Source organism: Chitinimonas sp., assembly GCF_041904975.1.
GTDB lineage: Bacteria > Pseudomonadota > Gammaproteobacteria > Burkholderiales > Chitinimonadaceae > Chitinimonas.
Genome location: NZ_JAYRLZ010000100.1, coordinates 1 through 14,482 on the forward strand (window position 1 = coordinate 1; position 14,482 = coordinate 14,482).

The following is a 14,482-nucleotide window of genomic DNA, read 5'->3' on the forward strand; positions in this document are numbered from 1 at the left end:
CGCCATCGATTCACCCTGGAAGGGCAGGGTGCCGACAGTCATCTGGTACAGCATCACCCCCAGCGAAAACAGATCGGAGCGACCATCGACGCGTTTGCCTGAAAGCTGCTCGGGCGACATATAGCTGGGCGTACCCAGCACCATGCCGGTCTTGGTCTTGCTGGCATCGGTAATGCGCGCAATGCCGAAGTCGGTGACCTTGACGATGCGCGTATCCATTTCATACATGACATTGGCCGGCTTGATATCGCGGTGCACCACGCTTTGCTTGTGGGCGTAGTCGAGCGCATCGGCCACCTGGGCGGCGATATTGAGCACGTCGGGAATCGGCAGCAGGGAGCCGGCCTTGGTTTGCGGGGCCAGGTCCTTGCCTTTGAGGAATTCCATGGCGATGTAGCACAGATCGTGTTCTTCGCCGGCGTCGTAGATGGTGACGATATTCGGGTGATTGAGCCGGCCGGCGGTTTCGGCCTCGCGGAAGAAGCGGGTGCGTGCTTCTTCCAGCTCGCCCGGCTCGAATTCCTGGCTCAGTGCCATGGTCTTGATCGCCACTACCCGGCCGATCTTCGGGTCCTTGCCCAGGTAAACCACGCCCATGGCGCCCTTGCCCAGTTCCTTTTCCACCTGGTAGCGGCCCAGCATCGGTTTTTCCACCGCACCGCCTTCCAGTACCAGGGTGCTGGCATTGCTGCGATTGCTGCCGCCGCCCAGGATGACCGTTTCTGCCATCTGGTGGGCGCGGTCGAGCTTTTTGTTGATGTCCTTGAATTTGGGATTGAAGGCGGCAATGTGCTGGTAAACGGTTTCCGCCTTGTTGAACTGGCGCTTGCGTTCGAAATCGAGCGCCAGGTTGTACAGGGTGTCGGCCATGCTGTCGTCCATCGGCACCTTGCGGAATTTGTCGAAGGCCATATCGAGCTGGCCCTGCCCCTGGAAGGCGAGGCCGAGCATGCGGTTCGATTCGGCAGCCGACAATTCCGAGCGCTCCATGCCGCGCTCGGTAGTGAGAAAGCGCTTGGTGGTGAGCACCAGATGGCCGACCACCAGCAATACTGCGGCACTCATCAGCTTCAGCCAGATCAGCTGGGTGGTGATCAGCACAAAATGGGTAAGCAGCAGCGCGGCAAAGCTGCCGCCGGTGACCATGGCCGCCGGGCCGGCTTTCAGCCTTGGCAGCAGCAAGGTCAGATACAGGGCAACGACAAGGCCCAGCGCCAGGCGCAGATAGTCGCCCCAACCCGGCACGGCGAATGAATCCTGCTGCAGCAGGCTGGAGATATTGTTCGCTACCAGCACCACCGGGCTGGTGGCCGGGTCGATCGGGGTGACGAAGCTGGTGCCGATGCCGGCAGCGGTAGAGCCGATCAGCACGATCTTGTCGCGATACTTCTCCGCCGGCACCTTGCCGCTCAGTACATCGAAGAAGGAGTCGGTCGGGAAGGCGGAGCGGCCATTCTGCGGCTTGTAGTAATAAGAGTACGAGGTGCTGTGGGCGGTGGTCGGTATCAGCAGGCCGCCAACCTGGATGCCTTCGCCGGGCTTGATGCTGATCTGCTTGGGCGGAATGTTCAGCGTCTTGGCCACGGTCATCAGCGAGATCGACGGGTAGAGCTGATCGTAGTAGCTCATCACCAGGGCGTCTTCGCGCACCACACCGTCGGAGTCGGGCAGGCTGGTCATAAAGCCGATGGCGGCGGCTTTTTCGCCAAGGCGGGCGATGGGCGCGGCCATGGCGGCGCTCGACAGCGGCTTGGCTTCGCCGGCGGCTTGCAGGCCATTGCGGGTGATAAAGGTCGGCGTAGCTGCATCCGGATTGCCCTGCGGCGTACCGCGTGCCAGTAGCATCGGAATCAGAACATTGCCGCCCTTGCCGATGCTGTCGGCCAGCTGGCCGTCGAAATCGAGCTTGGATACCGCTTCATCGAGCAGATTGCCGAATTGATCATTACCGGCGATGACGGTGCCGTCGGCCGCCACCGTGGTGCCGGCATTTTGCTTGCGGTAAATGTCGCGAATCTGCCGCAATACATCGGTGCCTCTGTCCTGTTGCGGCTCGGTAAACAGGATGGTGCTGACCACTGCCTTGGGCTTGGCGGCAACCAGCTTGTCGAGCAGTTGCGCATGTACATCACGCGGCCAGGGCCAGCGGCCGATATTGTCGATGCTTTGCTGGTCGATCTCGATAATGGCGATGCGATCGCTGGGTGCGCGGCTGCTCAGCCCCACGCCCAGGTCATAAGCCTTGTACTCCAATGCGGCGAGCAAATTACTGCCGGCGCCCGCCGCTGCAAAGACAATAACGGTACACAGGCCGACAAACCAGTCGGCCTTCCAGAAAGCAGTCTTCATTGTTTCTCCCTACTTCATTGGCGCCACACAAGACCTTGCGGTGGCGTTGGCTGCTCTGCGAATTGTTGGAAGATTAGATGGCACGGCCGTGCAATGCTAGTGTTTGCGCCGATTTCCGCCGGGATGGGTGCGCTTGCGTGTTCCGTGCAACGCGGTCGTGACGGCGTTCAGTGGCCTGATTGCAGCAGTGGCACTCCTTGCCGGAAGGCAGCCCAGGCTTCGGCGTGATATTCCTCCAGATGGCGGTGATCGCGTTGCCAGCCGAACAGGGCGACTGCCCGCCCGGCCAGGGTGGCGGGGATGGGTTTGAATTCTGACAGGCCGACCATCAGCTCGGCTTCGAACAGATGGCGCACATCGACATTGATCAGGCGCTCGTCGTCGGCCAGGCGCTCCAGTTCCGGCAAGGCGGCTTGCTCGCCTTCGCTTTCGGCGAGATTGAGCAGGCGATCCACCGCATCGAGCGCATCGGCTTCCAGCATGCGCAGTTTCAGCCATTCGACCGTTTTCGGGTCTTTTTCACCCAGCCAGTTGCCCGGTTCGATCCAGCCGAACAATTGCATGCCGGCGCGCAGGAATTCATCGTGATTGGCGGCAATATCGCAACAAATCCACAGCATGCCGTCCTCGAACAGCTGCCAGGCGAGCGGGTCGCGCTGTTGCGGGTCGCGTAGCGAAAACTGGTCGAGCATCTGTTCCAGTGCGGCCAAAGCTTGTTCACTGGTGCCGCGCTCGTTCAATTCCGCCATTTTTTCGATATGCGGGCGGAACAGGTTTTCCAATTCGACTTCGCGCGGTGGCCGCTCGGCTCCGTCGGCCTGTATTACCGGTGGCTGGCGGCGCAGCTCGTCGGCCGCCCACAGTGCCGCCTCGAAGGCGTCGCGCAGTTGCTGGAACGCCTCGGGGTCGTCTTCCGGCCGGGTGGTTTTCAGCAGCCTGGCATAGGCGCGCTTGATGTCGCGCTCGTCCGCGGTGGCGGCAATCCCCAGGACTTGCCAGCATTGGCTTGCATTCATCGTGATCCTCGCTCTGTCTGCGCGCCCCGCTTCGGTCGCTCGATCCAGCCTGATCGGGCGCAAGACGCCGGCAGTAAGCCGCATTGCCAAGGCGGCGTCAATTTGCACACAGCTGCGATGGCCTTGTGTGGCGCCCTGCCCGCGTTTATAGCCAGCTTTCGCCTTCTATTTCATCGAGTGCCTGTTTCAGCGCTTCGCGGGCTTCGGCGATGCGCGCTTCATCCTGCAATTCCAGCTGGCCCTGGAATTGGGCAGTGGCCTGGGCGACCCAGGCGCGCTGCTCGCCCAAGGTCTGCTGGAACAGTCGGTCAGCGCGGGCCAGCAGGGTGGCATTGGGCAGCAATTCGCGCGGATGGATCTTCAGCTTGGCCAGGGCGGCCAGTCGCTCGGCAATCTGCTCAGTGGTGAGTACGCCGGGGTTTTCCTCGATCAGCAGGCGGTGCTTCTCGCCGGTGGCTTCCACGGTCATTTCGGCTTCCAGCAAGCCGTTGACGTCGTAAGTAAAGCGGATCGCCACCGCCATCTGGCCGGCAGGGCGCGGCGGCACCGGAATGGTGATCTCGCCGAGAAACACATTGTCTTTCACCTGGCGGCTTTCGCCCTGATAGATGTTGACGTTCAGGGCGATCTGGTTGTCGGCAACCGTGTTGACCGTTTGCTCGCGCGAGATCGGCACCACCGAGTTGCGCTCGATGATGGGCAGGTAAAAGCCGGGCTGAAAGCGCCCCGGCACCACCTGCTCGCTCACTTCCACGCCCAGGGTATAGGGGCAGACATCGGTCATCACTACTTCACGGAGCGCGACATCGCGTGCCTTCAGGCCGGCCATTACCGCCGCGCCCTGTGCCACCACCTCATCCGGGTTCAGATTCATTGCCGGCATGCGGCCGAACAGCTTGGCTACCAGCTTGCGGATGATCGGTTTGCGGGTGGCGCCGCCAGCCAGCACGATCTGGTCGAGGTCGATGGCCTTGAGCCTTGCGTCGCGCAAGGCACGCTCGATCGGCTCGCGGATGCGCTTGAGCAGCGGCTCGGCGCGTTTGAGAAAGTCGCTGTCGCTGATCTGCCAGCTCAGGCTATTGCCCTGATGCTGGATTTCCATTGTGTAGCTGTCGCCGCTGCTCAGTGCGCGCTTGGCTTGCTCGGCCTGCTTGCGCAGCGCCTGGTAGACGGCCGGGTCGGCGGTCTTGTCGCTGATGCCATGGTGCCGGCCGACTTCTTCAATAAATCCGTCGATCAGCAATTCGCTGAAGTCTTCACCGCCGAGGAAATTGTCGCCGGCCGAGGCGCGTACTTCCATTACCCCTTCAAATAATTCGAGGATGGAGATATCGAAAGTGCCGCCGCCGAGGTCGAATACCAGAAAACGGCTCTCCGGCTCGCTCTGGTGCAGGCCATAGGCCAGCGCTGCGGCGGTCGGTTCGTTCACCAGCCGCTCCACGCGCAGGCCGGCCAGCTGCCCGGCAATCTTGGTGGCCTTGCGCTGTGCATCGCTGAAATAGGCCGGTACGGTAATCACCGCCTCATCGACGGTTGCACCAAGAAAGCGCTCGGCATCGGCCTTCAGCGACTTCAGCACCAGGGCCGATAGTTCTTCCGGCCGGAACCATTGCGTGCCAAGCCGGGTCTGCCGGTCCGAGCCCATATAGCGCTTGAATACCGAGGTGGTCAGATCGGGATGGGTGATCAGCCGCTCGCGCGCCGCCTGGCCGACCAGCACCTCGCCCTGATCATCAAGTCCGACCACCGAGGGTGTCAGCGTCTGGCCCAGGGCGTTGGGAATCATGATGGCCTGTCCGTCGCGCCAGATGGAGACAAGGCTATTGGTGGTGCCGAGGTCGATGCCGATGATCATGGATTTGCAGTGGGGTAAACCGTTTGGGCGGCCATTTTACGTCAGGGCGGGGTGGTGCGCCGAAATAGCCGGAGCAATCGCGGGTCGGTCAAGAATTTGCATAGGCAAATGTGCAACGGAGTGCGCCCGGCCGACATGGCGAGGTCGACCAGGGGCGCCGGATTCTGCGTCGTGTTTCACCCGGCTGGCCGTGCAACTATTCCGGCACGACATTGCAGCCATGCGCCGAATCATTTGGCGATGCTCGCCGCTTCGCCTAAGCTCTTTGTCTTGTTGGCGTTGCTGGCCCGCCACGGCGCCTGCAATGTCGCATGCGGTTTTTTTGCGAAGCGCCGCCCACGCGCTGCGCCGGGCGGAAGGTTGGCGAATGTCGCCAGCTTGGCAAAATGTCCGTCAAAAAATATGAATCAGATCGTTAGAAAACTTCGCTATCTACTGCGCGGTGTCGCGGGAATAATGCGCAGGTAGCCAAGTACATCTGGTTCGAATTTCTGAATCAATAAGGGAGAGGCAATGCAGAACCAACATCGTTATTCCTTGCCGGCACGGGCGCTGCACTGGCTGGTTGCGCTGGGCATCATTGCCGCCTTTGCATTGGCGCTGTCGTTTGACGATATGCCGCTCGGGCCGGGTAAGATCAAGCTGATCAATTACCACAAATGGATAGGCATTACCGTGCTGGCCCTGGCGGCTTTGCGCTTGCTGTGGCGGCTGTTCAAGCGCCCGCCGGCCATGCCGGCACAGATGGCGCCATGGGAAAAACTGGTGGCGCATATCACCCACGGGCTTTTGTACCTGCTGATGTTCGGCGTACCGCTCGGTGGCTGGCTGTATTCCTCGGCCAAGGGCTATCCGGTGGTGTGGCTGGGCCTGGTGCAACTGCCCAATCTGATCGACAAGACCAGCGTGGATGCGGCCCATCAATTGAAGGAGCTGCATGAGTTGGGCGGCTGGAGCGTGATCCTGCTGGCCGGCCTGCATGCGGTGGCGGCGCTCAAGCACCATTTCATCAACAAAGACGATGTGCTCAAACGCATGTTGTAAGCAATGCCCGGGGCAAGCGCCCCGGCAAGTATCGGAGCGAATCATGAAGTCAGTATTGTTGTTACCGGCCCTGTTGCTGGCGGCCATGGCCAATGCGGCACCGGTGGATGCGGCCAAGAGCAGCGTCAAGTTTGTGTTTACCCAGATGAACGTGCCGGTGGAAGGGCAGTTCAAAAAATTCAACGCCGACGTGGCATTCGATGCCGCCAAGCCGGAAACGGCCAAGGTCACCGTCAATGTCGAGCTGGCCGGTGCCGACGCCGGCAATAGCGACGCCAATGTGATGATGCAGGCGAAGGAGTGGTTCGATGGTGCGCACTTCCCGCGTGCCACCTTCACCAGCAGCCAGTTCAAGGCACTGGGCAATGGCAAGTTCCAGGCGGTGGGCCAGTTTTCGCTGAAAGGCCGCACAGCTGCGCTGACTGTGCCGTTCACTGCCCGTGCCGAGGGCAATGGTCAGTGGCTGGAAGGTGCCTTCCCGCTGTCGCGGCTGGCCTGGAAAGTCGGCGAAGGTGAATGGGCCGATGTTGGCACCGTGGCCGATGCCGTGCAGATCAAGTTCAAGCTGTTTGTTGCAAAGTAAGACGGGTGTAGGCCGTCGGCCACCCCGTTCGCATCGTTAACCGAAAACCGGAGTTACCCCATGCAAAGCAAACTGATCGTGTCCCTGTTGTCCGCCGCCCTGGCCGCTGCTGCGTTCGCCGCACCGGAAAAGCTGGTGCTGGAACCGACCCACACCAAGCCGACCTTTGAAGTGAACCACCTGGGCTTTTCCACCACCCGTGGTTTCTTCAAGGACACCAGCGGCACCCTGGAGCTGGATCGCGCAGCCAAGACCGGCAAGCTGGAAGCCAGCATCAAGGCCGCCTCGATCGTGACCGGCGTCGACAAGCTCGATGATCACCTCAAGAGCAAGGATTTCTTCAATGTGGCCGAATTCCCGGCCGTGACGGTCAAGGCCGACAAGTTCACCTTCGATGGCGACAAGCCGACCAAGGCGGAAGGTTCGCTGACGCTGTTGGGCGTGACCAAGCCGGTGGTGCTCAATATCGCCTTCAACAAATGCGATACCCGCTTCACCGACCAGAAGTTTGTCTGCGGCGCCGAAGTGACCACCACCATCAAGCGCAGCGAATGGGGCATGAAGACCTATGTGCCAGCGGTTGGCGACGATATCAAGATCGCCGTGCAGGTCGAAGCCTATCGTCCTTGATAGGCGGGCTGCGCCAAAGTAATGGCGCCTGCACCCAGCAAAAAGGCCGCATTCGCGGCCTTTTTGCTTGCTTCGCGGCGAAAGCCGCTCCTGCGCTTGCCGGGAGCGGATCAGCCTGGATGCGTCCAGTGCTGGCTTACTTGTAGCGGGCTACGCCTTCTACCAGTTCCTTATGGGCGGCATCGATGCCATCCCAGCCGGTCACCTTGACCCACTTGCCCTTTTCCAGGTCCTTGTAGTGCTCGAAAAAGTGCTGGATCTGGTCGAGCAGCAGGGTGGGCAGGTCTTCGCGGCTCTTGATGTCCTTGTACATCGGGCAGAGCTTTTCCACCGGCACGGCGATCAGCTTGGCGTCGATGCCCGACTCGTCTTCCATCTTCAAGACGCCGAGCGCGCGGCAGCGCACCACGACGCCCAGGCTCAGCGGGAAGGGGGTGACGACCAGCACGTCGACCGGATCACCGTCTTCCGACAGGGTGTTGGGCACATAGCCGTAGTTGCATGGGTAGAACATGGCGGTACCCATGAAACGGTCGACAAACATCGCGCCCGATTCTTTATCCACTTCGTACTTGATCGGTGCGGCATTGGCCGGGATTTCGATGATGACGTTGAATTCGTCAGGCAGTTTTTCGCCGGGGGTGACGTTGTGCAGGCTCATGAGGGCACTCTTTGAGTTGGTGATTGGAGAGGGGCGGCGCGGCAAGGCCGCCGCGCAAACGGCGCGGATTTTACCATTCCCGCATCAGATCAAGCAGTTTTGCGTCAGCAGCAGCCGTGCTTGTTGGCGCGGCGCGGTGTGGCGGCTATACCTGACACGGTAGGCCGTCAGGGCTGGCGGGCTTTCCGGCCCATCCAACAACAAAGGGGAGATGCACCCTATGTCTGCAACCGTCGCGCTGTACTTTGCCTTGGCCTGTGGTGTGATCGCAGTTCTGTTCGGATTTGTGTCGCGACGCTGGATTCTTGCCCAGCCAGCCGGAAACGAGCGCATGCAGGAGATTGCCGCTGCGGTGCAACAGGGCGCCGAGGCCTATCTGACGCGGCAATACCGCACCATTGCGCTGGTGGGGGGCGTGCTGGCCATCCTGATCGGCGTATTTATCAATCTGACAACGGCTGCGGCCTTTGTGGCGGGGGCCGTTCTTTCCGGTGCCTGCGGCTTTATCGGCATGAATGTGTCGGTGCGCGCCAATGTGCGCACCGCCCAGGCGGCTCGCCACGGCATTCAGGCCGCCCTGGATGTGGCGTTTCGCGGTGGCGCCATCACCGGCATGCTGGTGGTCGGACTAGGGCTGCTTGGGGTGGGCTTGCTCTATGCCTACCTGATCGCCCAGGCGGCGCCGGGGGCCAGCCTGCACGACACCTTGCGGCCCTTGATGGGCTTTGCCTTTGGCTCCTCGCTGATTTCGATCTTCGCCCGGCTCGGCGGCGGCATCTTCACCAAGGGCGCCGATGTCGGTGCCGATCTGGTCGGCAAGGTGGAGGCCGGCATTCCCGAGGACGACCCGCGCAATCCGGCGGTGATTGCCGACAATGTCGGCGATAACGTGGGCGACTGCGCCGGCATGGCGGCCGATCTGTTTGAAACCTATGCCGTCACCTTGATCGCCACCATGGTGCTGGGCGTCTTGCTGCTGAAAAACGAATCCCTGGCGGCAGTCTATCCACTGGCCTTGGGCGGCGTGTCCATCATCGGTTCGATCATCGGCTGCTTTTTTGTCAAAGCGCAAAAAGGCAGCCACAACGTGATGCCGGCGCTGTACAAGGGCCTGATTGTTGCCGGCGTGGTATCGCTGGCCGGGTTTTATGGCGTGACCGGCGCGGTGGTGCCCGATGATGCGCTGGGCGGCAGCGGGGCGCAGTTCCGCCTGTTTGGCGCAGCTACCGTGGGTCTGGTGCTGACCGGCTTGCTGGTGTGGATTACCGAGTACTACACCGGCACCCAGTATGGCCCGGTGCAGCATATCGCCCGTGCCTCCACCACCGGCCACGCCACCAATATCATCGCCGGCATCGGGGTGAGCATGAAGTCGACCGGCTGGCCAGTGATGTTTGTCTGCGCGGCAATTATTGCGGCATTCTGGCTGGCCGGGCTGTATGGCATTGCCGTGGCGGCCACCGCCATGCTGTCGATGGCCGGCATTGTGGTGGCGCTCGATGCCTATGGGCCGATTACCGATAACGCCGGCGGCATTGCCGAAATGGCCGGCTTGCCCGATTCGGTGCGTGCCATCACCGACCCGCTCGATGCGGTGGGCAATACCACCAAGGCGGTTACCAAGGGCTATGCAATCGGCTCCGCCGGCCTTGCCGCGCTGGTGCTGTTTGCCGACTACACCCATGCGCTGAGCGCTCATGGCACCCGCGTGCATTTTGATTTGTCCGACCATATGGTGATCGTCGGCCTGTTTATCGGCGGCTTGATTCCGTTTTTGTTCGCAGCCATGGCGATGGAAGCGGTCGGGCGCTCGGCCGGGGCGGTGGTGGAAGAAGTGCGCCGCCAGTTCCGCGAGATCAAGGGCATCATGGAAGGCACCGCCAAGCCCGATTACAGCCGCGCCGTCGATTTACTCACCTCGGCGGCCATCAAGGAAATGATCATTCCTTCGCTACTTCCAGTGGTGGTGCCGATTCTGGTCGGACTATTGCTCGGGCCGGTAGCGCTGGGCGGCTTGCTGATGGGCACCATTGTCACTGGTTTGTTTGTCGCCATCTCCATGTGTACCGGCGGCGGCGCCTGGGATAACGCCAAAAAGCATATCGAAAACGACAATCACGGCGGCAAGGGCTCCGACGCCCATAAAGCCGCAGTAACCGGCGACACGGTGGGCGACCCGTACAAGGATACGGCCGGCCCGGCGGTGAATCCGCTGATCAAGATCATCAATATCGTCGCCTTGCTGATCGTGCCGCTGCTGCCGATGACGGGCAGCCACGTTGATCAGTCTGCACCAAGCGCGCCGGTCGTGGTTTCCTCGCCTGCACCCGCTTCACCAAGCCTGAAGTAGCGTATTCCGGCTCCCCCAAACAACACAGGCCCATTTGGGCCTGTGGGTGTTTGGGTTGGTGCGGCTATGCCTTGCCCGTGGGGCGCTCTTCGCCTACCAGATAGTCGACCTGGTGCGCCTCCCAAGGCAGTGGCACTTCCCAGCGGTGCAGCATCCGTTCCAGATCACGCTGCCGCAGGGTGCTATCGCGTTTGGCATTGCGGCGTAGCAATTCCTTATGGCCTTGCTCCAGGTAAACGATGCGCACCTCGGCCTGATAGCGGTACAGCAGCTCCAGTGTCTTGTCGCGCATCTGGGTGGAAAGATGGGTGGCATTCCACACAAATGCCTGTTTGCGCCTTAACAGATCGCGCGCCTTGTCGATGGCGTAATGGGCGGCTGCGCCATCGTTCTGGCCATGGCGCAAACCCAGCTCGGCCTTGGCGTCGTCAAACGACACGACGGCTAAGTCCGGGCAGTGCATTTCCACCCAGGTGTTTTTGCCGCTGGCCGGCAGACCGCACAGCATGGTGACGCGTGAACCGGCTTCCTGATACAGCTGCACATCCGGGTGGCCGATGCCGTGGCGGGCATAGTTGAGCCGGGTATGGGCGTCCGCCACGCTGCGCGCCTGGCCCCAAGCGCCTTCCTCCTCGCACAGCGCCTGAAACAGTGCGATTTCATCGAGCACCCGCGCTTTGTCGGCGCAGATGCGGCCTTGCATATCGGCGGTGGCCAGTGCGGCCAGCAGACGGGTATCCAGCGCCCAACTCAGGCGCCGCACCTGCCGTGCCGGATCATGCCGGGCATCGCTGAGAAGATAGAAGGGCAGCTGGTGCACCGCGATCAAGCGGCACACCGCCTCACGCTGGGCAAAGGGCAGGCCCGCTTTCCACAACAAGACCCGCGTATCGATCGCGCCACGCGGCGAATGGCCTGGCTGGCTGATGCGGCCGCTCACCGGGTCGATGCGGGTGGTGTCAGCCTTGGCCACATCGTGCAGTAGCGCGGCCAGAAACAGCACCAGGCGCTCATCCGCGCTGGCACTGGCATAGGCCTCGCTGTGGATCAAGGCCGCAAGCACCATCAAGGTATGGGTCCATACATCGCCTTCGCCATGGTAGACCGGGTCTTGCGGCGTGGATTTGGCTCGCTCCAGCGCGGGGAAAGTGCGCAGGTATTTTTCCGGCTCAAGCTCGCCGCCGGGCGTGGCGACCAAGGCGGCCAGATCAGCAGTTTGCATGTTCGCTCTCCCAATCGTGGCTCAGCGCCGGCGCGAACAGATCCACCCCCTCCGCCAGCTGGTTGGCGATAAAGGGCTGGCTGGCGTGGTGCTGGTCGGCATCAAGGATCGCCTGGACAAAATCCTGGCGTACCAGCTTGTAGCGCTCCAGCACCTGGCCGTCGTCTTCCACCTTGATATACAGGCCTTCGGCGTGCGCGCTCTTGTCGGTTTGCTGCCAGGCGCGGCTCAGGTCCAGGCCTTGGCGTGTCACTGCTAGCTCGAACGCCTGCCGCCAGTTGGCAGACCGGCCACAGGCGGGCCCGATCAGCTGCCACAGCGCATCGAGGCGCTTTGGCGCCGGGCCGCTGTACAAGACCTTGACCGGCAACACAGCAGCGCCGTTCAGCACGGCGGCGCGTTGCGGCGTAGCCAGAAAGCAGCCTTGCTGACGATCCCAGATATCGAATTCCAGAAAGTAATGCGGCAGCGCGTCATAAAACATCGCGTGTTTTTTGTGCATCCACTCGCCGAAGCAGATATAGCGATCGTCCAGTGCCGCCAGCAAGGGGGCTTCGTGCGCCACCGCCCATTGCTTGAACAGATTGAACTGGCGCTCGCGGCCGCCGCCGCTCAGGTAGTGGCCGCGTGACTGCAATAGCAATTCGCCGGCCGGGCTAAAGCTGATGCCGGCATTGCCGCCATCGAATTTTTCCTCCACCACGATATGGCGGCCGACCAGCTGCCGGTAGGGCGTTTGCCCATGGCCTTCGTCGCCGGCCTGCAGGCGCGAGCCTTCCAGATGGGGTGTGCGGGGATATTTCAGTTGCGTGGGCAGGGAATCTGCCCGCAGATACAAATCGCTCATGGTCATCTCCAATACAGACTGGACATGCCAACGACGACTCAAGACAGGAAAGACATGCATGTGCCCGAAGGGCGAATTCGCACTGAACCCACATACGGCCGCGTGCAAGAAACTGCGCGGTCATTGCATCCCGACATGATGTCGTTGGCGCTTAGTGAGTAGTGCGGGGCATGGTGTTCTCCTTGGGTACTGCAGGTTTGAAGTGAGCGGCAAGCATAATGCTGCAACGCAGCATAAGGCAAGCGATGAAAAGATGGGATTAATGCCTGCGCTTAGTAACGACTTCTGAGCTTTGCGAGTTCGCCGCTATCGCGCAGCCGGCTCAGCGCCGTGCGCAGGCGGTTGACCAGTTCAAGCGGGACTTGGCGCGACAGCACCAGAAACTGCTTTTGGCGATCGAACGTCGCAGGCAACAGCTGCACGCTATCGCCAAAGCCACTCTCAGCGATTTCGGCTTCCAGTCCGAGGTCATGGCGGTAGTAAAAGCGGCCGATACCGGCGATCAGCTTGCGCAGGTTTTCATGCTGGTCGATACCGGTGGCGTCGATCTGCAAGCCACCTTGCGCCTCCAGGATATTCACCGTGCCGGTGCCGCGATTGGCCAGAATCAGGCCTTCCTTGCCCAGGCGGCGGATATCGTCAAAGCTGCCGACCAGTACCGGATCATTCTTGCGCACCGCCATGCGGTAGCTGACTTCAAACAGGGCAATGTCGACATACTGAAACAAGGCATCGCGCTCGGTGTTACGGGTGAGGCAGGCAAAGGCATCAAGCTGGCCGACTTCCAGCAGCTTGAGCAGGCGCGGCAAGGGCAGTGGCTGGCTGCCGGTGAAATGGATCTGCGGATCGGTGCGCTCGATGGCACGCAGGATATCGATGCACAAGCCCTTGACCACCTGCTGCCCGCCTTCCTGAAGCACCGTATAGCGCGGGCTGGCTTCTTCCTGGCTGGCGGTACGCACATTCCAGTCCGCCCGTGTTGCCGTGGTGAGCAGCAGGCAAGCCAGCCAGATGATGCGCATGATCCCCTCCGTGAAAAATCCGTCCTCTATGTCTAGCAGCTGTTGCCGGGGCTGGACAGGCTGAATGCTGGGCGGTGGGATGGGGCGGTGTGAATAGAGCGGGTTGGTTAGATGGGGTGAAGGCAATCCTGCCCAATCCAGCCTACGCGCTCGACTTCCGCCTCAAATCGCCCGAATCATTGCTGCGCAAAATCGAGACTGACAGCATGGTGAAAGGCATCTCGGTCAGCGAGGCCGCAGCTGATATCGGCGATGCGTTGCGTTACACGATGATTTTGCCGGAGGAAAGCTTCAGCCAAAGCGTAATGAGCACCCTCAACCATCTCGACGCAAGCGGAGCCCAGATACTCAAGCTGAAGAACACGTTTGTTGAAGGAGCGTCGTACAAAGGTATCAATAGCAACTTCCTGACTGCCGAAGGGCAGGTGGTGGAGCTGCAGTTCCATACCGAGCCCAGCTTTGCGGTAAAACAGGCTAACCACGTGGAGTATGAGGAGGCGCGGCTAGCGAGCACATCAGCCGAGCGCCGGCTGGCGCTGGAAGCGCAGATGCAGGCCAGCGCCCACGGTGTTACCCTGCCGCCGGGCGTAGACGCGGTGCGCTTGGATCGGGTTGGGGTTCCAAACACAGGTGCAGTTCGCTTTACTGGAGCTGGTACAACAACTACGGACGCATTAGCAGAGAGCACTTACGATCAAATTCGTGCGCTCAAAATGAGTGACATAGGTACGATTTCGGAGAGTACCGGCCTAAGCATTTCCGAGGCCACGACACTTAAGAAGCACTTATTCTTTGGGAAGCATTCACTTCCTGTTGGCTCACCCGATGGAGTTACTTTCCAATTGAGCCGATTTACTGCCGATGATGAACTTGCGTTTGCATGGCAACGAGCACAAAAGGGGA

Annotated in this window: 12 protein-coding genes; 5 read left to right on the forward strand and 7 right to left on the reverse strand. The window is 61.1% G+C overall.

Annotation, left to right across the window (positions count from 1 at the left end; translation table 11 throughout):
- The 3 genes from ACE3OH_RS11125 to ACE3OH_RS11135 all read right to left on the reverse strand — a co-directional run.
- On the reverse strand, positions 1-2,349 hold a 2,349-nt coding region (locus tag ACE3OH_RS11125), incomplete at its 3' end, for a CHASE2 domain-containing serine/threonine-protein kinase (protein ID WP_374352152.1).
- 167 nt (positions 2,350-2,516) lie between these two features.
- The gene (locus ACE3OH_RS11130; protein ID WP_374352155.1) at positions 2,517-3,365 is read right to left on the reverse strand and encodes a hypothetical protein; all 849 of its coding nucleotides are present in this window, start codon (positions 3,363-3,365) and stop codon (positions 2,517-2,519) included.
- A 145-nt stretch (positions 3,366-3,510) separates the two neighbouring features.
- The gene (locus ACE3OH_RS11135) at positions 3,511-5,220 is read right to left on the reverse strand and encodes an Hsp70 family protein (RefSeq protein WP_374352158.1); all 1,710 of its coding nucleotides are present in this window, start codon (positions 5,218-5,220) and stop codon (positions 3,511-3,513) included.
- A 513-nt stretch (positions 5,221-5,733) separates the two neighbouring features.
- Here ACE3OH_RS11135 and ACE3OH_RS11140 point away from each other — a divergent pair.
- From ACE3OH_RS11140 to ACE3OH_RS11150, 3 genes are read left to right on the forward strand one after another with little or no spacing between them, the layout of a single operon-like run.
- Positions 5,734-6,264, forward strand: coding sequence for a cytochrome b (locus tag ACE3OH_RS11140; protein WP_374352161.1), 531 nt, complete (start codon positions 5,734-5,736; stop codon positions 6,262-6,264).
- 43 nt (positions 6,265-6,307) lie between these two features.
- On the forward strand, positions 6,308-6,847 hold the full coding sequence (locus ACE3OH_RS11145) for a YceI family protein (protein ID WP_374352164.1): 540 nt from the start codon (positions 6,308-6,310) through the stop codon (positions 6,845-6,847).
- A 60-nt stretch (positions 6,848-6,907) separates the two neighbouring features.
- Complete coding sequence (locus ACE3OH_RS11150; RefSeq protein ID WP_374352167.1) at positions 6,908-7,477, forward strand: YceI family protein; 570 nt, start codon at positions 6,908-6,910, stop codon at positions 7,475-7,477.
- Between the two features lie 136 nt (positions 7,478-7,613).
- On the opposite strand, the gene ppa is transcribed toward ACE3OH_RS11150, so the two are convergent.
- The gene (ppa, locus tag ACE3OH_RS11155) at positions 7,614-8,138 is read right to left on the reverse strand and encodes an inorganic diphosphatase (RefSeq protein WP_374352170.1); all 525 of its coding nucleotides are present in this window, start codon (positions 8,136-8,138) and stop codon (positions 7,614-7,616) included.
- A gap of 220 nt (positions 8,139-8,358) precedes the next feature.
- On the opposite strand from ppa, the gene ACE3OH_RS11160 reads away from it, so the two are divergent.
- Positions 8,359-10,488 carry a sodium-translocating pyrophosphatase gene (locus ACE3OH_RS11160; protein ID WP_374352173.1) on the forward strand — a complete coding sequence of 710 codons (2,130 nt, stop codon included), beginning with the start codon at positions 8,359-8,361 and terminating at the stop codon, positions 10,486-10,488.
- Between the two features lie 64 nt (positions 10,489-10,552).
- On the opposite strand, the gene ACE3OH_RS11165 is transcribed toward ACE3OH_RS11160, so the two are convergent.
- The 3 genes from ACE3OH_RS11165 to ACE3OH_RS11175 form a co-directional block, all read right to left on the reverse strand.
- On the reverse strand, positions 10,553-11,710 hold the full coding sequence (locus ACE3OH_RS11165; protein WP_374352176.1) for an AAA family ATPase: 1,158 nt from the start codon (positions 11,708-11,710) through the stop codon (positions 10,553-10,555).
- Positions 11,697-12,557, reverse strand: coding sequence for an RNA ligase family protein (locus ACE3OH_RS11170; RefSeq protein WP_374352179.1), 861 nt, complete (start codon positions 12,555-12,557; stop codon positions 11,697-11,699). Before ACE3OH_RS11170 ends, ACE3OH_RS11165 begins: the two co-directional genes overlap by 14 nt.
- Before the next feature lie 272 nt (positions 12,558-12,829).
- A complete protein-coding gene (locus ACE3OH_RS11175; RefSeq protein ID WP_374352182.1) occupies positions 12,830-13,579 on the reverse strand; it encodes a substrate-binding periplasmic protein in 750 nt (249 codons plus the stop codon).
- A gap of 116 nt (positions 13,580-13,695) precedes the next feature.
- On the opposite strand from ACE3OH_RS11175, the gene ACE3OH_RS11180 reads away from it, so the two are divergent.
- On the forward strand, positions 13,696-14,482 hold a 787-nt coding region (locus ACE3OH_RS11180), incomplete at its 3' end, for a hypothetical protein (protein ID WP_374352185.1).

Coding starts and splice junctions, on each gene's coding strand:
- ACE3OH_RS11130 (WP_374352155.1), bottom strand. CDS start 3,365: ATGAATGCAAGCCAATGCTGGCAAGTCCTGGGGATTGCCGCCACCGCG.
- ACE3OH_RS11135 (WP_374352158.1), bottom strand. CDS start 5,220: ATGATCATCGGCATCGACCTCGGCACCACCAATAGCCTTGTCTCCATC.
- ACE3OH_RS11140 (WP_374352161.1), top strand. CDS start 5,734: ATGCAGAACCAACATCGTTATTCCTTGCCGGCACGGGCGCTGCACTGG.
- ACE3OH_RS11145 (WP_374352164.1), top strand. CDS start 6,308: ATGAAGTCAGTATTGTTGTTACCGGCCCTGTTGCTGGCGGCCATGGCC.
- ACE3OH_RS11150 (WP_374352167.1), top strand. CDS start 6,908: ATGCAAAGCAAACTGATCGTGTCCCTGTTGTCCGCCGCCCTGGCCGCT.
- ppa (WP_374352170.1), bottom strand. CDS start 8,138: ATGAGCCTGCACAACGTCACCCCCGGCGAAAAACTGCCTGACGAATTC.
- ACE3OH_RS11160 (WP_374352173.1), top strand. CDS start 8,359: ATGTCTGCAACCGTCGCGCTGTACTTTGCCTTGGCCTGTGGTGTGATC.
- ACE3OH_RS11165 (WP_374352176.1), bottom strand. CDS start 11,710: ATGCAAACTGCTGATCTGGCCGCCTTGGTCGCCACGCCCGGCGGCGAG.
- ACE3OH_RS11170 (WP_374352179.1), bottom strand. CDS start 12,557: ATGAGCGATTTGTATCTGCGGGCAGATTCCCTGCCCACGCAACTGAAA.
- ACE3OH_RS11175 (WP_374352182.1), bottom strand. CDS start 13,579: ATGCGCATCATCTGGCTGGCTTGCCTGCTGCTCACCACGGCAACACGG.